The organism is Micromonospora sp. NPDC005806 (assembly GCF_042871425.1).
Lineage (GTDB): Bacteria > Actinomycetota > Actinomycetes > Mycobacteriales > Micromonosporaceae > Micromonospora.
The window spans coordinates 28,671-53,333 of sequence record NZ_JBIAIL010000007.1 but is presented as its reverse complement, the minus strand read 5'-3'; the positions used below and the strand labels follow the sequence as shown (position 1 = coordinate 53,333).

General features: G+C 73.1%; 22 protein-coding genes. 13 read left to right on the top strand and 9 right to left on the bottom strand.

Going from position 1 to position 24,663, the window contains the following annotated elements; translation table 11 throughout:
* From ACFYOS_RS10360 to ccsA, 5 genes are read right to left on the bottom strand one after another with little or no spacing between them, the layout of a single operon-like run.
* Complete coding sequence (locus ACFYOS_RS10360; RefSeq protein ID WP_387138098.1) at positions 1-900, bottom strand: cytochrome c-type biogenesis protein CcmH; 900 nt, start codon at positions 898-900, stop codon at positions 1-3.
* Positions 897-1,457 carry a TlpA family protein disulfide reductase gene (locus ACFYOS_RS10355; protein ID WP_387138095.1) on the bottom strand — a complete coding sequence of 187 codons (561 nt, stop codon included), beginning with the start codon at positions 1,455-1,457 and terminating at the stop codon, positions 897-899. The genes ACFYOS_RS10360 and ACFYOS_RS10355 overlap by 4 nt, the downstream gene beginning before the upstream one ends.
* Positions 1,454-3,385 carry a heme lyase CcmF/NrfE family subunit gene (locus ACFYOS_RS10350; protein WP_387138092.1) on the bottom strand — a complete coding sequence of 644 codons (1,932 nt, stop codon included), beginning with the start codon at positions 3,383-3,385 and terminating at the stop codon, positions 1,454-1,456. The genes ACFYOS_RS10355 and ACFYOS_RS10350 overlap by 4 nt, the downstream gene beginning before the upstream one ends.
* Positions 3,375-3,782 carry a cytochrome c maturation protein CcmE gene (locus tag ACFYOS_RS10345; RefSeq protein ID WP_387138090.1) on the bottom strand — a complete coding sequence of 136 codons (408 nt, stop codon included), beginning with the start codon at positions 3,780-3,782 and terminating at the stop codon, positions 3,375-3,377. The genes ACFYOS_RS10350 and ACFYOS_RS10345 overlap by 11 nt, the downstream gene beginning before the upstream one ends.
* On the bottom strand, positions 3,782-4,540 hold the full coding sequence (gene ccsA / locus ACFYOS_RS10340; RefSeq protein WP_387138087.1) for a cytochrome c biogenesis protein CcsA: 759 nt from the start codon (positions 4,538-4,540) through the stop codon (positions 3,782-3,784). The genes ACFYOS_RS10345 and ccsA overlap by 1 nt, the downstream gene beginning before the upstream one ends.
* Positions 4,541-4,684: 144 nt before the next feature.
* Between ccsA and coxB the strand changes: the two genes are divergently transcribed.
* The 9 genes from coxB to ACFYOS_RS10295 are packed head-to-tail and all read left to right on the top strand — an operon-like array spanning position 4,685 to position 13,368.
* Entirely contained in the window at positions 4,685-5,707 is a 1,023-nt protein-coding gene (gene coxB / locus ACFYOS_RS10335; RefSeq protein WP_387138564.1) for a cytochrome c oxidase subunit II, read from the top strand.
* A gap of 8 nt (positions 5,708-5,715) precedes the next feature.
* Positions 5,716-7,644 carry a cytochrome c oxidase subunit I gene (gene ctaD, locus ACFYOS_RS10330; RefSeq protein ID WP_387138084.1) on the top strand — a complete coding sequence of 643 codons (1,929 nt, stop codon included), beginning with the start codon at positions 5,716-5,718 and terminating at the stop codon, positions 7,642-7,644.
* A complete protein-coding gene (locus ACFYOS_RS10325; protein ID WP_387138081.1) occupies positions 7,641-8,270 on the top strand; it encodes a heme-copper oxidase subunit III in 630 nt (209 codons plus the stop codon). The genes ctaD and ACFYOS_RS10325 overlap by 4 nt, the downstream gene beginning before the upstream one ends.
* Complete coding sequence (locus ACFYOS_RS10320) at positions 8,270-8,671, top strand: hypothetical protein (protein ID WP_387138077.1); 402 nt, start codon at positions 8,270-8,272, stop codon at positions 8,669-8,671. The genes ACFYOS_RS10325 and ACFYOS_RS10320 overlap by 1 nt, the downstream gene beginning before the upstream one ends.
* Complete coding sequence (locus tag ACFYOS_RS10315) at positions 8,659-9,573, top strand: cytochrome c oxidase assembly protein (protein WP_387138074.1); 915 nt, start codon at positions 8,659-8,661, stop codon at positions 9,571-9,573. Before ACFYOS_RS10320 ends, ACFYOS_RS10315 begins: the two co-directional genes overlap by 13 nt.
* Positions 9,570-9,956, top strand: a complete 387-nt coding sequence (locus tag ACFYOS_RS10310) for a c-type cytochrome (protein WP_387138071.1) — start codon at positions 9,570-9,572, stop codon at positions 9,954-9,956. The genes ACFYOS_RS10315 and ACFYOS_RS10310 overlap by 4 nt, the downstream gene beginning before the upstream one ends.
* Positions 9,957-9,959: 3 nt before the next feature.
* Positions 9,960-10,745, top strand: a complete 786-nt coding sequence (locus ACFYOS_RS10305) for a c-type cytochrome (RefSeq protein WP_387138068.1) — start codon at positions 9,960-9,962, stop codon at positions 10,743-10,745.
* Positions 10,742-11,605 (top strand): Rieske 2Fe-2S domain-containing protein, encoded by an 864-nt coding sequence (locus tag ACFYOS_RS10300; RefSeq protein ID WP_387138065.1) that lies wholly within the window; start codon positions 10,742-10,744, stop codon positions 11,603-11,605. Before ACFYOS_RS10305 ends, ACFYOS_RS10300 begins: the two co-directional genes overlap by 4 nt.
* Positions 11,602-13,368, top strand: a complete 1,767-nt coding sequence (locus tag ACFYOS_RS10295; RefSeq protein ID WP_387138062.1) for a cytochrome bc complex cytochrome b subunit — start codon at positions 11,602-11,604, stop codon at positions 13,366-13,368. The genes ACFYOS_RS10300 and ACFYOS_RS10295 overlap by 4 nt, the downstream gene beginning before the upstream one ends.
* 24 nt (positions 13,369-13,392) lie before the next feature.
* Here ACFYOS_RS10295 and ACFYOS_RS10290 read toward each other — a convergent pair whose 3' ends face one another.
* Positions 13,393-14,289 (bottom strand): LysR family transcriptional regulator, encoded by an 897-nt coding sequence (locus tag ACFYOS_RS10290; protein WP_387138060.1) that lies wholly within the window; start codon positions 14,287-14,289, stop codon positions 13,393-13,395.
* 105 nt (positions 14,290-14,394) lie between these two features.
* Here ACFYOS_RS10290 and ACFYOS_RS10285 point away from each other — a divergent pair, with 105 nt between their 5' ends.
* Entirely contained in the window at positions 14,395-15,363 is a 969-nt protein-coding gene (locus tag ACFYOS_RS10285; RefSeq protein ID WP_387138057.1) for a DMT family transporter, read from the top strand.
* Between the two features lie 28 nt (positions 15,364-15,391).
* Here ACFYOS_RS10285 and ACFYOS_RS10280 read toward each other — a convergent pair whose 3' ends face one another.
* Entirely contained in the window at positions 15,392-16,411 is a 1,020-nt protein-coding gene (locus ACFYOS_RS10280; RefSeq protein ID WP_387138054.1) for an ice-binding family protein, read from the bottom strand.
* 184 nt (positions 16,412-16,595) lie between these two features.
* Positions 16,596-17,747 carry a hypothetical protein gene (locus ACFYOS_RS10275; protein WP_387138052.1) on the bottom strand — a complete coding sequence of 384 codons (1,152 nt, stop codon included), beginning with the start codon at positions 17,745-17,747 and terminating at the stop codon, positions 16,596-16,598.
* A gap of 149 nt (positions 17,748-17,896) precedes the next feature.
* On the opposite strand from ACFYOS_RS10275, the gene ACFYOS_RS10270 reads away from it, so the two are divergent.
* Positions 17,897-20,203, top strand: coding sequence for a hypothetical protein (locus ACFYOS_RS10270; protein WP_387138050.1), 2,307 nt, complete (start codon positions 17,897-17,899; stop codon positions 20,201-20,203).
* 169 nt (positions 20,204-20,372) lie between these two features.
* A complete protein-coding gene (locus ACFYOS_RS10265) occupies positions 20,373-21,431 on the top strand; it encodes a S8 family serine peptidase (RefSeq protein WP_387138047.1) in 1,059 nt (352 codons plus the stop codon).
* A 141-nt stretch (positions 21,432-21,572) separates the two neighbouring features.
* On the opposite strand, the gene ACFYOS_RS10260 is transcribed toward ACFYOS_RS10265, so the two are convergent.
* Positions 21,573-22,826, bottom strand: coding sequence for a D-alanyl-D-alanine carboxypeptidase family protein (locus ACFYOS_RS10260; protein WP_387138044.1), 1,254 nt, complete (start codon positions 22,824-22,826; stop codon positions 21,573-21,575).
* A gap of 525 nt (positions 22,827-23,351) precedes the next feature.
* Here ACFYOS_RS10260 and ACFYOS_RS10255 point away from each other — a divergent pair.
* Positions 23,352-24,617: an Ig-like domain-containing protein gene (locus ACFYOS_RS10255; protein ID WP_387138042.1), complete on the top strand. Its 1,266-nt coding sequence runs from the start codon at positions 23,352-23,354 to the stop codon at positions 24,615-24,617.
* Positions 24,618-24,663 lie beyond the last annotated feature (46 nt).

Below are 24,663 nucleotides of genomic sequence, written 5' to 3'. Positions count from 1 at the left end.
TCAGCGTCCGGTAGGTGCGCCCGGCGCCAGCAGCCGCCTGATCTCCGCAGCGGCCGGGTGTGTCGGTGCGACGGCCAGGAAACGCCGTAGCGTGTTTTCCGCCTCGACGGACCGGCTGTTCCGCTGTGCCAGCCCCAGCACCAGCAGGCCGTCGGGGGAATCCGGCTCGCGAGCCAGGACGTCCCGGACGGTTCGTTGCGCACCGGCGCTGTCGCCGGCCCGGAGCAGCGCGAACGCGAGTCGCAGCCGGACGGCGTCGTCGGGCCGATCCCGCAACGCCTCCTGGTACATCTGCGCCGCGGCGTCGTACCGGCCCTGCGCCTCCAGGTCGTGGGCGAGTTGGAGGGCGACCGCGACCGGGTCGGCGGGTGCCGGGCGAGCCGGCGGGTCGAGCCGGTCGGCGACGACCGCGACGGACGCCACGAGCGCCACCACGCCCACGGACGCCACCCGCCACGCCCGCCGTGCGCCCCGGGCGTCCGGCGTCCATGGTGCGGCGGGACGGTCCCGGGCGGCGCCGGGCCGCAGCGTCCGCAGTGCCGCGTACCCGCCGGACAGCAGGGCCAGCACGGGTACGCCCCAGAGCAGCAGCCGGACCCCGCGGGCCGGCGGATCGGTCAGCACGTCCGCGCCGTACCGCTGGACGAACCACCGGCGGATCTCGTCGCGGTCCCGCCCCTGGGCGAGCTGGTCCGCCACCGCCTGCCGCATCGCCGCCGCGATCGGTGACCGGGAGTCCGCCACCGACTCGCCCTGGCACGCCGGGCAGCGCAGCCCGACGGTCACCGCCCGTACCGGGTCCTGCCGGCCGTGGTCGCCCGTCGACCGGGCCAGCCCCGCGCCGGCCGCGGCGGCCAACGTGAGGAGCACGAGCGCCACCAGGGCGCGCCGCCACCTCATCCGGCCAGCAGCGGCGCGATCCGCTGCTCCAGCCACTGCCGCGTCACCACGCCCTGCCGCCGGTCGACGAGCCGGCCGTCCCGGCCCACCACGAAGGTCTCCGGCACGCCCCGGACGCCCCACTCGACCGCCCGGGTGCCGTCCGGATCCGGCACCACGGTCAGCCCCGTCGCGCCCGTCTCTTCGAGCAGCGCCCGGACCGCGTCGGTGCCGTCGCGGATGTTCAGCCCGACCAGCCGGAGGCCGCGCGGGGACCAGCTGCGCTCGACGTCCACCAGCAGCGGCAGCTCGTCCCGGCACGGCCCGCACCAGGAGGCGAACACGTTGACCAGTACCACCTCGCCCCGGGCCTCGGCGAGCACGAAGCGGCCACCGTCCAGGGTGGCGCCGGACAATGCCGGCGCGGGTGTGCCGCGCACCGTCGGAGCGTCGGGGGTCGGTGTGGCGGGGGGGCGCAGGCCGAAGGTGATCAGAGCGCCGACGGCCACGGTGATCGCGAGGACCGTCGCCGGTCCGGCGCGCAGCCAGCCGGAGCGTCCCAGGGTCGGGGGCCTCACGTCGCGGCTCCCGGACCGACGGCCGCCGGGACGGGCCGCGGCCGGTCGGAGCGCGGTCGCGAACGGGCGGTTGCGGCGGCTGCGAGCAACCCGCCGGTGGCGGTCAGCGCACCGCCGGCCCAGAGCAGGCCGACGAGCGGGTTCACCGCGAGTCGAACCGTGGCGCTGCCGCTGTCCGCACTGACGGCGATGAGCGTCACGTACGTGTCGCGCAGCAGGCCGGTGCCGATCGCCGGCACGGTGACGGCGGTGTCCCGGGCGGGGTGGTAGCGCAGCGCCGGCGCGATCGTCCGCGCGTCCCGGCCCGACGCGGTGAGCGCCAGCGGGGCCCGTACCGCCATGGTTCCGCTGCCGCCGGTCCGATCCACGCCGAGCAGGCGGACCGCGACGTCGCCCACCCGCAGGGTCTCGCCGACCCGCAGCGTCCGTTCGGCATCCCGGCCGTAGGCGGACGAGCCGGCGACGCCCACCGCGACCAGGGCGAGCCCGGCGTGCGCGACCAGCCCGGCCAGCCGGCCGGGTTGCCGGTGCGGACCGGACCGCCGCAGCCGGCGAGCCAGGTCCCCGGCCAGGCCGGTGAGGACGAACCCCGCCGCGCCGAACGCGGTGAGCGCGGCCGGGCCGGGCCGGCTGAGCAGGCCGACCACGGCCACGGTGCCCAGGCCGGCACCGGCCGGCACGGCGAGCCGCCGCAGCGCCGCCGCCCGGTCGCGGACCCGCAGCGCGGGCGTCACGCCCATCACCACCAGCACGATGACCGCCAGGGGCACGGCCGTCCGCTGGTAGTAGGCGGGTCCCACCGAGCTGCGCGTGCCGGAGAGCGGCGCGGAGAGCAGCGGCAGGATCGTACCGATCAGCACCACCGCGGCGATGGTCACCAGAAGTACGCCATGGACCAGCACGAGGGTGGGACGGGACAGCGCTCGCGAGCGCCGGGGACGGGGCGGCTCGGGGGCCCGACGGCCGGTCAGGACGGTCGACACCACCACCGCCAGCAGCACGAAGCCGAGCAGCATCGGGCCCAGCGGCGAGTCGGTGAACGCGTGCATGCTGGCCACCGCGCCGGACCGGGTGAGGAAGGTGCCGAGCAGCACCAGCAGGAAGCTCGCGCAGGCGAGCGCGCCGTGCCAGGCGGCCCGGCCGCGTACCAGGGTGGTGTGCAGGAACGCGGTGGCGGTCAGCCAGGGCAGCAGGGAGGCGTTCTCCACCGGGTCCCACGCCCAGTAGCCGCCCCAGCCCAGCACCGCGTACGACCACCAGGCACCCAGGCCGATGCCGCCGGTGAGCGCGGCCCACGACACGAGTGCCCACGGGCGGGCCAGCCGCACCCAGCCCGACCCGTCCCGCCCGGCCAGCGGCGCCGCCAACGCGAAGGCGAATGGTATTACCAGACCGAGGTAGCCGGCGTAGAGCAGCGGCGGGTGCACACCCATTGCCGGGTGCTGTTGCAACAGCGGGTTCGGCCCGGGGCCGTCGGCCGGCACCGGACTCACCGGACGGAACGGGTTCGCGGCGAAGGTGGACAGCGCGAAGAAGAACAGCATGACCACGCTGACGACCACCATCGCGTACGCGTGCAGCCGCGGCAGGTACGCGCGCCGCGCCAGCAGCGCCGCGAAGCCGCCGAGGACCAGCAGCCACAGCAGCAGCGAACCGTCCAGGGCCGACCACAGGCTGGTCAGCGTGTAGTAGAGCGGGACATGCCGGCCGCCGTTCTCGGCCACGAACCGGACGCCGAAGTCGTGCCGGAGCAGCGCCGTCTCCAGCAGGGCGCAGGCCACGGCGGCAGCGGCCAGGGTGGCAGCGGTGCCGAGCCGGGCGGTGCGGATGGCTGCGCCGAACAGCGCCACCCGCAGCCAGAGCAGGGCGGTCAGGGTCGCGCAGGCCAGCCCGACGGCGAGGCTGGCGGTGCCGAGGTCACCGAGCATCGACCGGCGCCAGGGGAGAGGACGACGGGCGGTACTCGTTGCCGTGCCGGACCACCACCTGGTCCGAGCGGAACACGCCATCGGGGGACAGCGTGCCCTCGACGACCGCCCCCGTACCCTCGCGGAACGTTTCCGGAGGTGCGCCACGCTGCTCGACGGTGATCTCGTGGCCCCCCTCGGCGAGGCGGAACACGACCAGGTCGCCGTCGTGGTGCAGCGATCCGGGCACCACGTCGCCGCCGAGGCGAACCCGGTGCCGCGCGACGGATGGATCGTCGAGCAACTCGCCCGGCGTCCGGTAGTAGGTGACGGTGTCGCGGAGCGCGCTGGTGACCAGCAGGCCGCCGGCGGCGAGCAGCACCGCGAGGAGGGCGGCCCGGCCCGCCCGGCGACGCATCATCCGACTCCCACCGGCGTGCGCTCGACGGTGGGGGAGGGCTCCGGGGTCAGGCGGCGCTCCAGGCGGACCACCCGGTGCAGTAGCAGGCTGCACGCGGCGAGGGTCGCGGCGGCCACGGCGAGGAGCAGCGCGGTGGCCATCCGCGGGTCGATCGGGGGGCGGTGCGGGGCCAGCATCGTCGCCTGCTGGTGCAGCGAGCGCCACCAGACCACGGAGAAGTGCACCACGGGTACGAGGAAGAAGCCGGCCACGCCGACGACCGCGGCCGGCTTCGCCACCCGGTGGTCGGCGCCGTCGCACGCCCCGGTCCGCTCGGCCAGCGTCCGGCGCAGGGCGAGGTAGCCGGCGTAGGTGAGCAGCAGCAGGGCGGTGCTGACCAGCCGGGGGTCCCAGGCCCACCAGGTGCCCCAGACCAGGTGCCCCCAGACCGAGCCGGTGGCGATGGCGGCGGCGGTGAGCACCACCCCGAGTTCCGCCGCCGCCCGGGCGAACCGGTCCCAGCGCAGGTCGCCGCCGATCAGGTACGCCCCGCTGGTCGCGAGCACGACCGCGAACGCGGCGTACGCCACCCAGGCGGCGGGGACGTGCAGGTACATCATCCGCTGCGCATCGCCCTGCAACTCGTCTGGGGGCGCGAGCCAGGTGCCGGCCACGGCGGCCGCCGCGGCGAGCCCACCGGCGGCCCACGCCATCGTCCGACGCGCGGCGGCTGCTCTGGCGGTGCCCGCGACGAGGTCCACCGTGGAGGCTTGCATGATCTCCCTGTCCGCGTCCCTGGGGCGCTTGACCGAAGGTGGGGACTGGAGCCCACCATAAGGCGATTCCGATCCCATACCGCCTCGTTCGGGGATAAAAGGTATGACGGCGGTCGAGCGGGATTAACGTCCTTCCCGGTGAAGATGACAGGGCAGACCACCGCGGGCCCGGCCCGACGGCAGCGCCGATCCCGGCCGGTGCTGCCGCTGCTGTACGGCCTGTTGCTCCTCGCCGGCTGCTCCGGCGGAAGTCCGTCGGCCTTGAATCCGGCAGGGACCGGGGCGGCCCGGGTCAACGGCCTCTGGTGGCTGTTGTTCTGGATCTCCGTGGCGGTGTTCGCCGAGATCATGGCGCTGCTCGCCTGGGCGCTGGTGTTCCGGCGGGGCGCCGCCCGGGTGCGCCACGGCCAGCCGCTGCGCTTCGTCACGATCGCCGGGGCCGGGCTGCCGTTCATCATCCTCGTGGCCGTGTACGGGGTCGGCCTGCGGGACCTCGCCGCGCTCGGCGCCGGCCCGGGCCGGGACGCACTGACCGTGGAGGTCACCGGCCACAAGTGGTGGTGGGAGGTCCGGTACGCGGGCGCCTCCGGCGCCACCGCCAACGAGATTCACATCCCGGTGGGGGAGCGGGTCAGGATACGCCTGCGGACCGACGACGTGCTGCACAGCTTCTGGGTGCCGCAACTGATGCCGAAGACGGACCTGATCGCCGGCCAGACCCGCGAGACCTGGCTGGAGGCGCGGCGGAACGGCAGCTACCGCGGCCAGTGCGCCGAGTACTGCGGGACCCAGCACGCCCACATGGCATTCCTGGTGGTGGCGGAGCCCCGCGCCGACTTCGACGCCTGGCTGGCCCGGCTGGACGCCCCGGCCCGGGCGCCGGGGACCGAGGCCGAACGGCGTGGTCGGCAGACCTTCGTGCAGGGCACCTGCGCCGCCTGCCATACGGTGCGGGGCACCGGCGCGCAGGGGCGGGTGGGGCCGGACCTGTCCAACGTGGGATCGCGGTGGAGCATCGGCGCCGGCGCGGTGCCCAACGACGCCGGACACCTCGGCGGCTGGATCGCCAACTCCCAGACCGTCAAGCCCGGCAACGCCATGCCCCCGCAGCCCGTCGACGCCGCCCGCCTGCCCGACCTGATCGCCTACCTACGGTCGCTGGAGTAGGGGCCGCCATGTCCACGACCACCAGCCCAGCGACCGGCATCGGCCGCGACGACCTGGCCCGGCTGGCCGACCACTGGGATGAGCCCCGCTCGCTGCGCGCCTGGTTCACCACCGTGGACCACAAGAAGATCGGCCGACGCTACCTGGTCACCGCCGCGTTCTTCTTCGTCCTCGCCGGGCTGAGTGCGCTGCTGATGCGTACCCAGCTCGCCCGGCCGGAGTCGGGCGTCGTCTCGCCGCAGGAGTACAACCAGCTCTTCACCATGCACGGCACGGCGATGATCTTCCTGTTCGCCACGCCGATGCTGTTCGGCTTCGGCAACTTCCTCGTCCCCTTGATGATCGGCTCCCGGGACATGGCGTTCCCGAGGCTGAACGCCTTCGGCTACTGGGTGTTCCTCTTCGCCGGCCTGTTCATGTGGGCGAGCCTGCCGTTCGGGGCGGCGCCGAACAACGGCTGGTTCGCGTACGCGCCGCTCAACCAGGTGCAGCACAACCCCGGCCTGCACATGGACGTCTACGCGCTGGGCCTGCTCTTCCTCGGCATCTCCACCACCTCGGGCGCGATCAACTTCATCGTCACCGCGCTGAAGCTGCGGGCGCCGGGGATGTCGCTCAACCGGGTGCCGTTGTTCGTCTGGGCGATCGTGGCCACCGCGTTCATGGTGATCTTCGCGTTGCCGGCGCTGAACGCGGACAACGCGATGCTCTTCCTCGACCGCCGGTTCGGCACCCACTTCTTCGACCCGTCAGGCGGGGGGAACGTGCTGCTCTGGCAGCACCTGTTCTGGATCTTCGGGCACCCCGACGTGTACATCATCGTGATGCCCGGGCTGGGGATCGTCTCCGCCGTGCTCCCCGCGTTCACCCGCCGCGGTGTCGTCGGATACCCGTTGATCGTGCTGGCGATCGTCGCGATCTCCATCATCTCGTTCGGGGTCTGGGTGCACCACATGTTCGCCACCGGGCTGCCGCAACTGTCGTACAGCTTCTTCAGCGCGGCCAGCACGGTCATCACGATCCCGTCCGGGATCCAGATCTTCGCCTGGCTGGCCACCATGCTGCTCGGCCGGCTGGTGTTGCGGGTGCCGCTGCTCTTCGTCATCGGGTTCATCGTGACCTTCGTGCTCGGCGGCTTCACCGGCGCGATGTTCGCGCTGACCGCGTTCGACCAGCAGGTCACCGACTCGTACTTCGTGGTGGCGCACTTCCACTACGTGCTGATCGGTGGGGCGGTCTTCCCGATGCTCGCCGGCATCTACTACTGGCTACCGAAGATCACCGGCCGGCTGTACCACGAGCGGCTCGGGCGATGGGCGTTCTGGCTGGTCTTCACCGGCATGCACGTCACGTTCTTCCCCATGCACCTCACCGGTCTGTTCGGTCTGCCCCGGCGGGTCTACACGTACCGCAGCGACCCGGGTTGGGACGGCTGGAACCTGGTCAGCACCATCGGGTCGTACCTGCTGGCGGTCGGGCTGCTGCTGGTGCTCATCGGCGTGCTGCACACGGTGCGGCGGGGCCGGCCGGCACCGGCGGACCCGTGGGAGGGCGACAGTCTGGAATGGGCGACGGCGTCGCCGCCCGAGCCCTACAACTTCCCGGTCATCCCGCGGGTGCACAGCCTGCACCCCACCTGGGACGAGCGGACCGCCGAGTCGACCACCACGGGAGCGACCGCGGACCGCATCCTCAGCGAAGGCCGGCGCACCCTGTTCACCAGCGAGCTGGACGCGCGCCCCGAGCGGGCGGTGGGGATGCCGGAGCCCTCGTTCAAGCCGCTCGTGCTCGCCGGGGCGCTGCTGGTCTTCTTCACCGCCATGCTGCTCGCCGCGTACCCGATCGCGGCCGTCGCGGTGCTGGTGGTGGCGGCGACGATCGCGGCCTGGCTCTGGCCGCCGCGCCGCCCCGACCAGGAACTCGGGGTGGCGTCATGACGGACCGGGGTGGGGTCGTGGCCGCGGCCACTGGCGTCGCGGCGCTGACCACGGAAGAGCCGGTCGGCCGGCCCACCGGCTGGTGGGGCATGGTGCTGTTCGTGGCCACCGAGGCCACCCTCTTCGCCTGCCTGCTCGGCAGCTACTACTACCTCCGCTTCCAGCACGGCCCCACCTGGCCGCCGGACGGCATCGACAAGCCGAAGCTGCTCATCCCGCTGGTGATGACCGCGGTGCTGGTGCCCAGCAGCCTGCCGGTGGTCTGGGCCGAACACGGCATCCGACGGGGCCAGCGCTGGCGGCTGCGGGCCGGGCTCGCCGCGACCATGGTGCTCGGGCTGGCGTTCCTGGCCCTGCTGGCCATCGAGTACGCCGAGGACCTGCGGCACTACACCATGACCACCGACGTCTACGGCTCGCTGTTCTATCTGATCACCGGCTTCCACGGCCTGCACGTGCTGGTCGGGTTGACGATGATCGGGTGGTTGCTCGCCGCCTCCCTGCGCGGCGGCAGCTTCGGGGCCCACCGCCACGAACGGGTCCGCAACGCCGCGATCTACTGGCACTTCGTCGACACGGTGTGGGTCGCCATCCTGTTCACCATCTACCTCTCCCCGCGGCTGTGATGACCACGCGACCCGGCCCACGCGCCCGCCTGACCGGCGGGCTGCTGCTGTGGTACGGCGTGCTCGGCGGGGCGGTCGCCTGGGCCGCGCATCTGCTCGTCGTCTGGCCGCTGGACGAACTGGCCTGCGCTGCGGGCCACGAGCGCGTCGCCGCCGTACCGCTGGGGCAGGCGCTGTGGCTCGCGGTGGTGCTCCCGGCCCTGGTCACCGTCGGATCGCTCCTGGTGGCCACGCTGGTGTGGCGGCGGACCGCCCAGGCGCAGTCGGCGGGCGCCGAAGACCGGGCGGTCGACCGTTCCCGGATGCTCGCCGTGGTGGGTGTCTGGGCGAACCTGCTGTTCCTGACGATCATCGTGCTCGGCGGGGTCGCCGTGCTGGTGTTTCCGCCATGTCAGGGCTGAGCGTGTTCCGGGCCCACGGGCCCGGCCAGAGCGACGTGGCCGAAGGGCTGCTGACGATGCTGGCGGTCGCCGTGGTCTGCCTGCTCGCGGCCGGCTACGGCCGGGGCGTGCAGGAGCTGTGGGCGCGTCGGGGCCGGGGCCGGGTCGTGCCAGGCTGGCGGGTGGCCGCGTTCGGCGGCGGGCTGCTCGTGGTGCTGGCGGCCGACCAGGGTCCGGTGCACCGCCTGGCGGAGTCCTCCTTCGCCGGGCACATGGCCCAGCACATGCTGCTCGTGCTGGTGGCCGGCCCACTGCTCGCGGCCGGCGCGGCGGGACTGCCGCTGACCCTGGCCGCGCCCCTGCCGCCGCGCCGGCTGCTGGCCCGCTGGCGGGCCGCGGCGCCGGTGCGTCGGCTGCGCCGGCCGGCCCGGTACGCCCTGCTGGCCGGAGCGGTGCAGACCGTCGTCCTGTGGCTGTGGCACCTGCCGGGCCCGTACGTCGCCGCGGTGGACCGCCCGGTCCTGCACGCCGCCGAGCATCTGAGCCTGGTGGCCGCGGCCTGGCTGCTGTGGGCGCCGGTACTCGGTTCGGCTCGCCACCGGACGCCCGCGCCGGTGTCGCTGCTGCTGCTGGTCGGCACCATGCTGCCCGCCTCCGCCCTCGGCGCGGTCCTCACCTTCGCCCCCGAACCGGTCTACCCCGCCCGCGTGCTCGGCCCCGACCCGCTCGCCGACCAGCAGCTCGCCGGACTGCTGATGTGGGCGCCGATGGATCTGATGGTGCTGGTGGTGGCGTTGGCGGTCTTCCTGAGCTGGCTGCTGCGGCTGGACCGGGAGCGGCCCGACCGCCCGGTCCCTGCCTGGCCGGGCCGGCCTCCCACGCCGTCGCCGACCGGCGGCGCACCGGAAGGGGTGGTGCGATGAGCTGTCGTCTCTGGATGCTCGGAGCCGTGCTGGCGGCGCTGCCGGTCGTCGCGATGACCGGCTGCGCGTCGACGTCGCCGCCGCCACCGCCCGAGACCCACGCCGGACGGCCCGACCGGGGTGCGAAGCTGATCGCCCAGTACGGCTGCGGCTCGTGCCACACGATTCCCGGCGTGGACCGGGCCGGTGGGCTGGTCGGCCCGCCGTTGACCCGCTTCGGGTCTCGGTCCTACATCGCCGGTGAGCTGCCCAACAACGCGGACAACCTGCAACGGTGGATCACCGACCCGCAGGCCGTCGAGCCGGGCACCGCCATGCCGAACCTGGGCGTCAGCGCGATCGACGCGCAGGACATCGCCGCGTACCTCTACACGCTGGACTGACGGATGCGGCGACGACGAGCGGTGACCCTGCCCGCCCCGCACCCGCGCCGGGCCCTGGTGGTCGGGTTCGTGCTGGCGCTCGCCGTGGGGCCGGTGGCGCTCGCGCCCGCGCCCGACCCCACCCCGACCCCGGCCGCCAGCACCCCCGCCGCCGACCGCGGCACCCAGCTCTACCTGGAGCAGTGCGCCAGCTGCCACGGCCCGCAGGGGCGGGGGTCGCAGCGGGGGCCGTCCCTGATCGGGGTCGGGCCCGCCGCGGTGGACTTCCAGCTCTCCACCGGGCGGATGCCCGTGTCGCAGGAGGTGCCCCAGGCCCGGCGCCGCGAACCCGTCTTCTCCGCGGATGACATCTCCGCGCTGGTCGGCCACGTGGCCACCTTCGGTGGCGGCGGCCCGCAGATCCCCCGGGTCGCGCCCGGCAATGTGGTCTCCGGCCGGGAACTCTTCGCCGGCAACTGCGCGCCCTGCCACGGGGCGACCGGCTCGGGAGCCGTGCTCACCAACGGCTGGAGCGCGCCGCCGCTGTACGACGCCTCGGCCACCCAGATCGCCGAGGCGGTCCGGGTCGGGCCCGGACTGATGCCGGCCTTCCCCGGCCAGGTGCTCACCGACCAGCAGGTCGACGACCTGACCAGCTACGTGCGGCGGCTGCGCAGCGAGCGACTGGACCGGGGCGGCAACCCGCTCGGCCGGCTCGGTCCGCTGGCCGAGGGCGTGGTCGCCTGGCTGGCGGTGCTCGGACTGCTGCTGGCCGGCGTGCGCTGGCTGGGCCGGAGGGCAGCGGAGTGAGGCGCCCGACCCCGTCGGCGACCGAGCGGGCCGCGAGCCGCCGGATCGTCGCCGCGTTCCTGTTGAGCGCCGCCGGGGCGGTCGGCTTCGCGGTGACGTACGGACTGGGTGGCGACACCCGGTGGGAGGGGGTGTCCCTGGCGGTCGCCTTCGCCGGTCTGGCGGTGGGTCTCGCGGTCTGGGCCGGGCGGTTGGTGCCGGTCGGCGGGTACGTCGAGGAGCACGAGGGCTTCACCCCGCCCCCGGCCGAGCAGGCGATGACCGCGGCGGTGTTCGACGCGCCGGACAGCCCGACACGCCGGTACGGCCTGCTCGCGGCACTCGGGTTCGCGTTGACCGCCCTCGGCGTCGCCGTGCTGTTCCCGCTGCGCTCCCTGCTCCCGTGGGACCGGGTCCGCCCGCCGCGGGCACTGAAGGACACCCCGTGGGGGCCCGGCGTACGGCTGGTCGACGGGGAGGGACGGCCGTTGCGGCCGGACGACGTGCCCGCCGAGACGATGGTCGCGGTCTTCCCGGAGGGAAACCCTGACGCCGGCGACGCCCCCGCGTTCGCGGTCCGCCTCGACCCCGAGCGCTTCTCCCGCCCGCCCGCCGGCGGGCAGCTGGGCGGACTGGTCGTCTGGTCGCTGCTGTGCACCCACGCCGGCTGTCCGGTGCGGCTCTACCTGAAGGGCACCGGCCGGGTGCTCTGCCCCTGCCACCAGTCGTCGTTCGACCTGCTGGCCGGTGCCCGGCCCATCGCGGGCCCCGCGGCGCGACCGCTGCCGGGACTCCCGATCGAGGTCGACCCGGACGGCTTCCTGCGGGCCACCGGCGACTTCACCGCGCCGCCCGGCGCCGGGTTCTGGAGCCGGCAATGATCATCGACCGCCTGGCCCGCGCGCTGGACGACCGGCTCCGGCTCTCCCCGATCACCCGCCGGGCGCTGGCGAAGGTCTTCCCCGACCACTGGTCGTTCATGCTCGGCGAGATCGCGCTCTACTCGTTCGTCGCGCTGATCCTCACCGGCGTCTACCTCACCTTCTTCTTCGACGCCAGTTCCGCCGACCGGGTCTACCAGGGCGCGTACGCCCCGCTGGACGGCAGCACCACCTCCGCCGCCTACGCCTCGACGGTGCGGCTGAGCTGGGACGTGCGGGCCGGTCTGTTGATCCGGCAGACCCACCACTGGGCGTCCCTGGTCTTCCTCGCCGCGATCGTCCTGCACCTGTCCCGGATCTTCTTCACCGGCGCCTTCCGGAAGCCGCGGGAACTCAACTGGCTGATCGGCGTCACCATGCTCACCCTCGCCCTGGCCAACGGCTTCACCGGCTACTCCATGCCCGACGACCTTCTCTCCGGGATGGGCCTGCGGATCATCACCTCGGTGGTCGAGTCCGTCCCGCTGGTCGGCACCTGGCTGGCCTCCCTGGCCCTGGGGGGCGAGTTCCCCTCCGACGAGATGATCCCGCGGATGTTCGTCAGCCACGTGCTGCTCGTACCGGCGATCCTCGTCGCCCTCATCTCCCTGCACCTGGCCATCCTGGTGCGGCAGAAACACACCCAGTTCCCGGGCCCGGGCCGGACGGAGCACAACGTGGTCGGGTCACGACTGTGGCCGAGCTACACTCTCCGCTCGCTCGCCCTCTTCGCCTGGGTCCTGGCCGTGCTGTTCGCCCTCGGCGGCCTGGCCCAGATCAACCCGGTGTGGCTCTACGGCCCGTTCGAGCCGGCCCAGTCCACCTCGCCGGCGCAGCCGGACTGGTACGTCGCCTGGGGTGACGGCGCGCTGCGGCTGTTCCCGTCCTGGGAGTTTCGCATTGCCGGGTACCTGGTCCCGGGGCCGTTCTTCCCCGGGGTCGTGCTCGGCGGGCTGGCCTTCGCCGCCCTCTACCTCTGGCCGTTCGCCGAGCGGCGGTGGAACCGGGACCGCCGCCCGCACCACCTGCTCGACCGGCCCCGGGACCACCCCGTCCGGGTCGGCGTCGGCGTGGCCGCGCTGACCTTCTTCGCGGTGCTCGTGGTGGCTGCCGGTGACGACATCCTCGCCCGGTTGCTCGGCGTGCCGGTCTACGACCTGCTGACGCTGTTCCGGGTGCTGGTGTTCGTCGTGCCGGTCCTGACCGGCGCGGTCGCGTTCCTGACCGCGCGGGCGCTGTCCCGCAGCGACGCGGCCTCGATCGGCGGCCTCACCCGGGCCGACCTGCGCCGCGGCGGCCGACCCTCGCCCCGCCCCCCGGCGCACGACGACGAACCCGAGACCCCCGCCCCCGACCGGCCGGGGGAGCGGATCGAGCTGTGGCCGGAGGGGGAGGTGTGGCGCTGGCGCTACCGGGACGAGGCCCGGCGGCTGGTCCTCACCGGTAACCGGGTTGCGCTGTCGGAGGAGGAGGCGGTCGAGGCATCCCGGCTGGCGTACCCGGGCGTGGACCGGGTCGTGGTGCCAGGGCCGCCGCCGCAGCCTCCGCCCGGGCCGGTCCGGGCGGCGCTGCGCCGGTGGGGACGCGCGGCAGCCGCCGGATCGTTGCTCGTCGCGGCGCTGCTCCAGCGCCGGCGGGACCGTCGCCGGCGACGGGACGGCGACGCGGGCCCTCCTCCAGTGGAGAAGACGGACGCCACCTCGGGCGGTGGTGAGCCCACGTGACCACCCGGGCTGGGCGGCGGCGGGTCAGCCGCGCCCGCGTGCCGCGTCGCGCAGCGCGGTGAGCAGGCCGCGCAGCGCCGGTTGCTCGAGCGAGGCCTCCCGGACCGCCGCGTGGATCCGCCGGGCAGGCTGCGGGTTCTGGATTTCCCGCACGACCACCTCGGGGTGCGGGCTGTCGAGCGCGGTCCGCGGGATCACGCTGACGCCGAGCCCGGCGGCGACGAAACCCTGAGCGGTCGGGTAGTCGTCGCACTCCACGGCGGTCCGCGGGTGGAAGCCGGCGGCCGCGCAGGCGGCCAGGACCGCCTCCCGGCATGGCCCGGCAGGCTCGCTGGTGACCCAGGCCTCCTCGGCGAGTTCCGCCAGGTCGACGGCCGCCTTCCCGGCGAGGTGGTGGCCCCGGGGCAGCACGGCAAGGTAGGGATCGTCGAGCAGGTGGACGAGGTGGACGCCGTCTCGGACCGGCCTGCCCGCCCGGACAAGGATGGCCAGGTCCGCGTGGCCCTGCGCCACCTCGGGCAGCGGATCGTCAGGGTCGGTCAGCTTGAGCTCGACCCGCACGTCCGGGTGGTGGTGGCGGAAGCGCGCCAGCGCGGGCGGGATCAGGGCGGCACCGGCGGTGGCGAAGTACCGCACCGTCAGTCGCCCGGTGCGGCCCGACCGTAGCTCGGCCAGCGCGGTCTCCGCCTCGGCGATGCTCCGGCCGATGATCCCGGCATGCTCGGTGAGCAGCCGGCCCGCCGCGGTGGGGCGCACGCCACGGCCGATCCGCTCCAGCAGGCGGACACCGGTCTCCCGCTCCAGCGCCGCGATCTGCTGGCTGACCGCGGACGGGGTGTAGCCCAGGTGGGTGGCGGCCGCGGTGACCGAGCCGCTGGTCACGACCGCGCGCAGGACCTGGAGGCGTCGTACGTCGAGCATGTAGCAGAGCTTAACGGTCAGGTAGGAACTTTCACTTGTCCTGTCGAGTGGCGCGGGGCACGGTGGACCTGGCGCGGCCCGACGACACGCCTCGACGGAGGATCCATGGCCAGCAGTGGCACCCGCAATCTGCTCCGGGTGGGCGTACTGGCCCTGCTGTGGGGCTCGACCTTCCTGTGGATCAGCGTGGCCCTGGACGGGTTCTCACCCGCCCAGGTGACCTTCACCCGGTGCGCCCTGGGCGCTGCGGCACTCCTGCTCGTCTGCCGGTTGTCCGGCCACCGCCTGCCGCACGGTTGGTCGACCTGGCGGCAGCTGGCGGTGGCGGCCTTCCTCTGCAACGCCCTGCCGTTCGCCCTGTTCAGTCTCGGCCAGCGGACGGTCGACTCGGGCACCGCCGGGGTGCTGAACGCCACGACTCCACTGTGGTCCCTGCTGCTGGGGGTCGCGATCGGCACGGAGCGCGACCTGCGGCCGGTCCGCCTCGGCGGACTGCTGCTCGGCTTCGTCGGCGTCGTGACCATCTTCGCCCCGTGGCGGCACGGCGGTCTGGTCGGCTGGAACGCCCTGGCCATCCTCGGCGCGGCGGCGAGCTACGCCGCCGCCTTCGCCTACATGGCGCGGACCCTGGTCGGACGAGGCATTCCGACGATCGTGCTGTCCAGCGCCCAACTTCTCGCCGCGGCCGGCTGGAGCGCGCTGTTCCTGCCCGTCGGTGGCCTGTACCTGCCGCACGTGACCGCGGCGCCGGTCATCGCCCTCGCCGTCCTCGCCCTCGGCTGTACGGCGGTCACCTTCCACCTCACCTACAAGATCATCACGCAGGAGGGTGCGACCAACGCCGCCAGTGTCGGCTATCTGCTGCCCGTGGTCTCGGTGGCGTTGGGCGCGGTTGTGCTCGACGAGCACGTCACGCTGCGGATGACCGCCGGCATGGTCGTCGTCCTGCTGGGCGTCGGCATGACCCGCTGGCGACCGCGACGCCAGCGGCCGCTGGGGGACGAACGGAATGCCGCACGGAACCGCACCGCTCTACCGCGGCCCATCGAGGGGCAGCCCGTTCGGGCGCGTTGACGCGCCAGGCACGGGCTGCCCTTCCTTCCTACCCGACCCCCAACCCGGGCGCCGCCGGCGGCGGCGCCGGCAGTCCGGGCGCGGCCGGCGGAGGCACCGTCACCTCCGGCACGCTCGGCGCCGCCGGCGGCGGCACTGTCAGTTCCGGCGTGGAGGGAACGGGTGCGCCGGTCTCCGGCGTCGTCGTACCCGGTGCGGTCGTACCGGGCGGAACCGGTGCTGGCGCCGCTGGGGTACCGGTTTGCGACGGGCCCGGGCTCGTGGGGCTGGCCGGTGCCGTCGTCGGCCGCTGGGTCGGTGTGCCTGCGGCGGCACAGTCGGAGCGGCTGACCGCGTTGGTGTCCAGGGTGACCGCACCGTCACGGCTCAGTGCGCCACCCTGCTCGAGCTTCGCGGCGGATTGGAGCGTGATGTCCTTGACGGCCATGATCCGGCCGACGAGGGACGTGTTGGCGCCGAGGATGGCGGAGTCGCGAACGGTCCAGAAGACACTGCAGGCGGGTCTCGGCGAGTTCACCACCCGCACGCCGCTGTTCTCTGCCGTGGTCAGCGTGGAGTCGACCTGGATGATGAAGACGGCCCCAGGATTCCCCTGAGCGTCCAAGGTGAGCGTGCCGGCCAGGTTGGCGTGCTGACGGACCTTGTAGACGCCAGGGGTGAGCGTCTGTCTTTCGAGCCGGGGGCCGATCGTCCGGCTCGAGGCTCGTCCGGCTGCCTCGTCGTACGCGGCCGTCAGGTCGGACTGTGCGCGCTGCGCTGCGGCGTCGCCGATGTGGCGGGTGCCGTTGATGGCTCCCGGTGGGAATCCTGACACGTTCGTGCCCGGGTGTATGCCGACGTCCCCGGTGATCACCGAGTTTCCGCTGTTGGTGACGGCACTGTCGGCGAGCACGGCGTAGGAGGCCGCGGTAGCGAGGTCGACGGCGCTCTCCACCTTTGCCGCGGAGTGTGCGGAGGCCAACCCGGCGAGGACCAGGCTTGACCCGAAGAACGCCGACCGGGCCAGGCGAAGACCCTTGCCGGCGGCATGCGTGAAGTTGTTGGTCATGGCTGGTGTCCGTTCGCTTGACGGTGGCGACAACGCGAAGGGTGCGTTTCGCGGCGCCCGGTACGCGCCCACCGCCTGCCCGCCGTGATCGAGGACAAACCTGCCGCCGCGGCCTCCCCGAGCCTGGCCCGGCCAAGACCGGCGGCGGCAGCAACCACTGGCCGGTCACCCTCGACGGAGCGCGTCAGGATGGACGGTTCCGGGGCGACTCCGGCCGTCGGTCGGTGGGCCTGCGGGGTGCCAGCGGCGCGTGGGGGAAGTCCCGCCCGCCGCTCCACAGCGCGGGCACCGCGTCGACGCTGCGGGCCAGCGCGTAGCCGATGCTCTCGTAGTTGACCCGCCAGCCGCGAAAGTGCGGCCAGGACTCCTCCGTCGATCGTTCCACGACGAAGCCCGCTTTCGTCACGTGCGCCACCGCCTCGGCGTACTCCTCGAACGTGAGCTGGAGCGGATCGCCGGGGTCGGGGTCGGGATTGAACGGGATATGGACGACCCGGGCGATGTCGCGCAGCGCGGTGAAGCCCGAGCGCAGCATCAGCCGCGCGGCGGGGACGGATGCCGCGGACGGGGCGAGCGAGATGTGCATGGCGGCGGCATCCATCACCGCGATCAGGGCGACAACCCAGCCGCGGTACGGGCGCGGCGAGCGGAACGACAGCAGCACCGGGTAGTTGCTGTGCGTCTCGCCGATGTCCGCGGCCAGCCGCTCCCAGTTCTCGTACAGCCCCTGCAGTTCGTCCACGGTGCCGACGAGGGCCTGCCGGGCGAGCAGTTCGGGTCCCCAGGCGGGCTGGGAGGCGCGGGACTGGAGCAGGGTGACCTCCAGTTCCCGGCGGTTGTACGCGCCGTACAGCGTCGGCAGATAGGCGATCTGCAGCGCGATGACCAGCGGTCCACTCGCCGCGGCGATGAAGTCCAGCGGGTTCAGTGCGGTCCGGGCACTGGAGGCGAATCCGAGGGTGAGCAGGCTGGATCCGGCCTCGCGGAAGGAGTCCGGCCAGGAGAGTCCGGAGGCCGCGTGCATGAGCAGCCCGTAAGCGACCAGCAGCCCGATCAGCCACGACCACAGCATCGCGATCAGCACGGCCGGCGCCAGCCAGGCGAGGAACCGGTCGCGGGTCTCGTAGCTGTGGAAGGGCGCCGATGCCCGGCGCAGCACCCACCGCATCGCAAGCCACAGCATCCGCACCAGCGCGGACCCCAACCCGCGCGTCACCACCAGATTGCGCAGGATGCTGCTCAAGACGACGACCAGGAGGGCCAGACCGACGACTGCCGACATCCACCGCATCAGGTCGCTCGCCCAGCGCATCGCGCCACCGAGGCCACGTCGCACCACCAATCCATCCGCCGACCGACCGTACGTGTGGTTCAACGTCGACGGGCACGGCCTGGCTACCCGCGGCACTGCCCGAATCGGGTACGAAGCCGCCCCGGTCATGCCGCGGCGGGGAAGGTGGCATGCCAGGGCGAAACATGCTGAACATGCGCCTTGTCGTGCTGGGGCGCGTGGTGCAGGGCGTAACGGGTAAGCGGTCGCCGCGAACAGTCGACGGGACGGCGGTGCCGGTGAAGACGACCGAGTTGCGGGTACCGGGCGTCGGCGGATCGAGCGCGGAGGAGATCCTCGACCGACCGATCGTGACCAGGGTGGCCGGCGACCAGAACGCTGGTTTCTTCCGTCCGAAGGCGGGCTACGGCGACCCGAGAGGGCCGGGCGGGGTGCTCATCGAGGCGTACCGCTGGGGCGACCTGACGGGCGGACGGGCGACCCGCACGCTCTCCCTGGTGCTGCTGTTGCCGTTCATGCTGAGCAACATCGCGATCTGGATGCTCCCGCCGGCGCCGCCCGGGTCCGTTGCGGTCGCCCGGGCGATCTGCCGGCTGCTGGCCGTCACGCTGACCGCGATGTACGTGCTGTCGGTCGTCGGCGTGGCGATCGACCTCGTCGCCTGGCAGTGCGCCGCCTACCCGCACTGCACCGCGGACCGCCGGACGGTCTCGTGGCTGGCCGGTCTGCAGCCCGGGCAGCGGATCGCGCTGTCCGCCCTGGTGCCGATCGCCGCCGTGGCGCTCATGTGGTGGCTCGGGGCACGATCGTGGCGGCTGCCCGAGGACGCCTCGGCGACCCCGGTCCCGGGAGGTTGCGGCGCCCCCCGACTCGACGTCCACGGCTTCTGGGACAACCGGGCCTTCCTGCGGCGGCTGCGGGCGTTGCACGTGGCGATCGCGCTCGGCACCGTCGATGTCGTGCTGCTCGGGGCGGTCGCCCCGCATGACAATCGGGCCGTCGGCTACGCCCTGCTCGCCCTGGCCGCCGTCGTCATCGTCGCCGCGGCGGCGCTGCTCTGCCGTCCGGCCCGACCCGGCCACCCCGCCGACGGGCGGGTCGGCGCGCTCATCCACGCGGTCCGCGCGGCCATGCTGGCGGTCACCGCGCTGACGGTCGGCTACGCCGCCCTGCCCCGGTCCCGGTGGACCACCGGGCCCGAGCTGCCCGGCTACGACGCGCTGGTGGCCTGGCTCTACGTCAGTCAGGCGGCACTGATCCTGATCCTCGCCGCGGTCGTCCTGCGGCAGCGCAGCCGGACGAGGACCCCCACCTTCCTGGACGGTCTGGGTGCCCCCGTCGTCGCCGCTTTCGCCGTCGGACTGGGGGTGGCCTATTCGTCCGCCGTCGTCTACGCGGCCTCGTACTATCTCGACCGGAACCTCAATCCCACCCCGCGCCGGCTGTTGCCCAGCGGAGTTCCGCCACTGTTGCCGCCGGTGGCGTACCGGTGGGCGGCGATGGGCTTCTTCGTGGCCGTGCTGGTGACCGCGCTTGCCGCCGTCCTGCGCGGCCGGCTGACGGTGCGTCGCCGGCGTCGGGCCGCGATGGAGGTCCTGCGCCGCGACTTCCCGGACGCCCCGCCGGAACCGCAGCCACGGGTCCGCGCGGTGCGTGACGCCATCGCCCGGGCGAGGCTGACCGACGAGAGTTGGCCCCTGCCCGCCGCGTACGCCGTCATCTTCGTGCTGATTCTCGGTTCCGCCGGGCTCTCCCTCGCCGGCATCGGGCCCAGAGAGTTGGGCCTGCGCATCGGGGGTGAGTCGCTGGCCCGGTCGGTGGTGTTCATCAGTCACCTCGGCAGCAACCTCACCGGGCTGTTCGCCGTCGCGATGGCGGTCGCCGCCCTGTCCGCCCACCGTGCGAAGGCGGTCGGCATCGTCGGGGTGCTGTGGGACCTGGCCACCTTCTGGCCACGCACCACCCACCCGCTCGCCCCGCCCTGCTACACCGAACGCGTGGTGCCGGAGCTCATCCGGCGGATCCGGTACCTGACCCGTCACGGCGGCGCCGTGGTGCTGTCCGGGCACAGCCACGGCGCGCTGCTGGTGGCCTCGGCGGTGCTGCAGCTGGAGCCCGCCTGCCTCGAACGGGTCGCGCTGCTGACCCATGCCAATCCGTTGCGCCGGCTCTACAGCATGGTCTTTCCGGCGTATCTGGGTCCCGGGACGCTGCGCGACATCGGCGACCGGGTGAACTGGCGCTGGCTGAACCTCTGGCGTGACACCGACTGGATCGGTGGTTGGGTCCTTTCCCCGGGACCAGCCCGGCCGGCGGCGGGCCCGGGGGCACGCGTCGATCCGGCGAGCGGCGTGGACCGACGGCTGCCCGACCCGCAGGGCCTGCTGACCCCACCGAGGGACACCGTGCCGCCACCGGTTCGCGGCCACAGCTTCGACCCGAACGAGGAGGAGTACCGGCAGGCCGTGCGCGACCTCGTCGCCCGGCTGGGCAGCAGCTGACCCGGCGATCAGCGGTGACCGCCGACGTCGCACGGCTGGTCAACCCGACCCGGAACGGATCTCCCAGGTCAGCGCGGCGGCGGTACGACAGGTCGTTTCCACCGGCGCTGTTGCGTATCGACTCTCTTCTCCGATATGCGGATGAACCCCACCGCATTGAGGAGGTCCCATGTCGATCACCCGGCTACTCACCGGCGCCGCAGTGGTCACGGCACTCGTGGCCGTCACCGCTACGCCCGCGCAGGCGGGCCCCAACGACCCCTTGTACGACAAGCAGTGGGGGCTGCGGCAGATCCACGCCGAACAGGCCTGGGCGACCAGCACCGGAGCCGGTGTGGTGATCGCGGTGGTGGACACCGGCGTCGACCTCAGCCATCCGGACCTGAGCGCCAAACTCGTGCCCGGTGCCACTTTCGTCGACTGCGGCCCGACCTCCTGCGGCAACGGCGACTGGCGGGGCCCCAACGGCACGGCCGACGCCGGCGACGAGCACGGCACCCACGTCTCGGGCATCGCGGCGGCGGCAACCGGCAACGGTGTCGGTGGGGCGGGGGTCGCCCCGGACGCGAAGATCATGCCGATCAAGGTGTTGGAGGCGGGCAGTGGCAGCTTCGCCGACATCGCCGCCGGCATCCGCTACGCGGCCGACCACGGCGCGAAGGTGATCAACCTCAGCCTCGGGGCGCTGCCGGGCTCCCAGGCCCTCACGCTCACCGGGCTCGAGGCCGACGCCACCGCGGCAATCGCCTACGCGCAGACGAAGGGCGTCGCCGTCATCGCCGCTGCCGGCAATGAGACCGCGCCGCTGTGCGACACCCCGGCCTGGGAAGCCGGCGCCCTCTGCGTCGCCGCCACCGATCGCAACGAGGTGAAGGCCTGGTACTCCAATCTGGGCGTGAAGACCGACCTGAAGGCGGTCGCCGCTCCCGGTGGTGCCGGCCTCGTCAACTGCGACGACGACGTGTGGTCCAGCGTCCCCGTCGGCACCGGTTCCGCGGGCTGCGGACAGGGGAACTACGACGCGTACGCCGGCACGTCGATGGCGACCCCCGCCGTGTCAGGGGTTGCCGCCCTGCTCTTCGCCCAGCACCGCAGCCTTGACAACGTCTACTCGGTGCTGATGTCCACCGCCCGCACCCCCGTTGCCGGCCTGCGCGGCGTCTACTCGCCGCTGTACGGCTGGGGCGTCGTCGACGCTCAGGCCGCAGTGGCCGCGCCGCTCACCTGACGCCGCCGTCCGCGCGACTCGTCGGGGCCCCGCGGATTCCCGGCCCGCGCCCGGCGGGCCGGGAATCCTCGGCCACGGGCGGCGGCCGGCGCACATCCACCGGATACCGTTCCTCCATCCCGGCGCAGTGGTGCCGTTCGCCTACGGTTCGGACGGGGACCGGTCAGCCCCTGATTGTGGACTCAGCACGGGCTGGTCTGCGGCGCGCCGTACGCCTTTCCGTCGCCACGGAGCCGCCAGGAGCAGGACGGCCAGCACGACGGCGACGCCGGCGCCGAGAGCGGTCCGCAGGGGGACCGCTGACGAGCTTGCGGCCTGGCCGTGGCGCTCGCCCTTGACGGCGGCGACGGGGCGCTCGTCCTTCTTCTCGTCGGGGGTGACCAGGCGGCCGACCGACGCGTTGGGGGAGAGCGCGAAGCCCCAGTCGAGCAGGGCTGCCGACTCGCCCAGGCTCCCCAGTGGCGCGGTCTCCGCGCCGAGCAGGGTCACGGCGAGCCGCCGACCGTTACGTTCGGCCACCCCCACGTACGTCTGTCGGGCCAGGTCGGTGAAGCCCGTCTTCCCGCCGAGCGTCCCGGCGTAGTGGTCCAGCAGTGTGTTGTCGTGGGTGATGGCGAAGCCCGGCGTTCCCGGCGCTGCCGGTATCTCCGCCACCCGGGTGGCGATGTATCGCCGGAAGTCGGCGCGGGCGTAGGTGGCGCGCGCGATCAGCGCCAGGTCGTATGCGCTGGTGTACTGACCGGGGCCGTCCAGGCCGGATGGTGTCGCCGCGTGGGTCTGGTTCGCGCCCAGCCGGTGGGCCTCGTCGTTCATCGCCTGCACGCCGCCCTGCCGCCCGGCGGTGCCGCCGCCGACCCGGGCCAGTACGTTGGCCGCGTCGTTTCCCGATTTGAGGAGCAGCCCCAGCCACAGGCTCTCGATCGAGTAGCGGCCGCCCTCGGCCACCCCCATCAGGGAACTGGCCGGGTCGAGGTCCTGCAGATCCGCCCGGGTCACCTCGACCACCTGTGCCGGGTCGAGGCGGGGCATCAGGGTCGCGGCCAGCAGCATCTTCTGCACGCTGGCTGGTGTGCGGAGCTCGTGCGGGCCGCATCCACCCAGCACCGCGCCACTGTCGAGGTCGGCCACGACCCACGAGGTGGCGGTCACCGCCGGCGCCATCGGCGCACCCGCGGGGATGGACAGTCCGGCCGTCGCCAGCGCCTCGCCGCCGACGGCCTGGTCGGCGGGACGGACCGGTGGCGGAGACGGTGCGGCGGGCGGGGGTGCTGGCGGCTTGACGGTCGGGCAGGGCACGTACGGCGCGGCCGCCGCCCGCGTCGGTGACTCGGCCACCACGGCGGGCGTGGTCAGGAGGGCGCTGAGCGCCACGGCAGTAATGCGAATTGCGGTCACGCTAAAGCACCGTAATCGCCGAGATGGCGGGCATGGCCCGGTTGCCGAAAGTAGTCCCGGGACGGCGAGAATTCCGGCGTCGGGATCGGCCGCGCTCGTTCGATCGCCTTGTGCCACTTCGCGAGGCTCGCTGCGGATAGTGCAGTTTCCTGCCGGTCCGGTGAGCGGCGGGTCCGCGAGCGGATGTCCCGACCGTGCGGCGATCGGTGCGTTCGAGGCGAACCAGCGCACAGCGGCCCGGTCGGCTCGATCCGGAGCACCGGGAATTCTGTGCGGCTGCAGGGTCGAGGCCGCCGCAAGCGGAACCGCTGGGCGCAGCCGGGTCGGGACGGGATGGGCGAGTAGTGTGTCCCGCTTTCCGTCGGAACAGTCGCGGAAAGAGATCCTCGGCCCGTTGAAGCCATCTAGTAAAGAATGGGAAATGTTTCCCGGAAGTCCTTCCGATGAATCTGGCGAAATCGCGTCGCATCCCCCCGTCGCCGAGAGAATGTGGGCGGAGGGAAATCCACGAACGGGGGGAGCAATATGGAGCTGAGGCGGCGATTGAGGCTGCTGTCGGTGACCATCGCGGCCACACCGTTGGTCCTCGTCGGGTGCACCGCCGACCGCCTGCCGGGCACCCGGCACGCGGCCCCGGCACCGCCGCAATTGACGGTGACGCCGGGCGACCGGTCGCGGGACGTGCCGATCAGCGCCGAGGTGGGGACCGCCGTCAAGGGTGGGAAGATCACCGCGGTGCGGCTGATCGACGACAAGGGTGCCCAGGTGCCGGCGGAGCCGCGGGAGGACGGGTCGGGTTGGGTGCCGACCCGCCCCCTGCAGAATTCGCGGACGTACACGGCGGAGGTCACCGCCACCGGTGAAAAGGGCCGGACGACCACGCAGAAGACGATGTTCACGACGATGGCGAAATCGACCAAGCCAGCGGTCACCACTGTCCTGAATTTCACCGGGGATCAGACGTACGGGACGGCGATGCCGATGGTGGTCACGTTCGACCCGGGCATTCCGAAGGAGGCCAGGGCGGACGTGCAGCGGCGGTTGTTCGTGAAGACGGATCCACCGCAGCCGGGCACCTGGTCGTGGCTGAACGACGGCAAGCAGGTCGAGTACCGAGCCCCAGACTTCTGGAAGCCGGGCACGAAGATCAGTGTGCGGAGCGCGCTGGAGGGGTTGCCGATCGGCAAGGAACTCGTCGGGGACGCGGACCGGTCGGCGAGTTCGAAGGTCGGCCGCCAGGTCTCGCTGGACATCGACAACGGCAGCAAGCAGATGTCGGTTTATCAGGACGGCAAGCTGCTGCGGAAGATCCCGGTGAGTCTCGGCAAGTCGAGCACCCCGACCTCGAGCGGCAACATGGTGATCATGGAAAAGTTCGACTACACGACCTTCGACACCCGGGGTGACCCGATGGGTGGCTACGTCGTCGACGTCGAGGACGCGCAGCGGCTCACCGACGGAGGGGAGTTCATCCACGCGGCCCCGTGGTCGGAGGGAGACCAGGGCTACATCAACGTCTCCCACGGCTGCACCAACGTCTCCAACACCAACGCCGACTGGCTGATGAAGATCACGCAGGTCGGTGACCTGGTGACGGTCAAGGGCACCGAGGTGACGCTGGACCCGGGCAACGGCTGGACCGCCTGGAACGTCGGGTGGGACGAGTTCGCCAAGGGCAGCGCGCTGCCCGTACCGGCGGGGCTGAAGCCCACGGTCGGCGCCACGCCGCACCCGGGTGTGGTGGCCGGGGGTTCGGCGCCCGCGCCCGCCCGCTCCAACAGCGGCGGTTGATCCGGGACGTCTTCGCCACGATGGCGCCGCGGCCCGCGGCCGGATG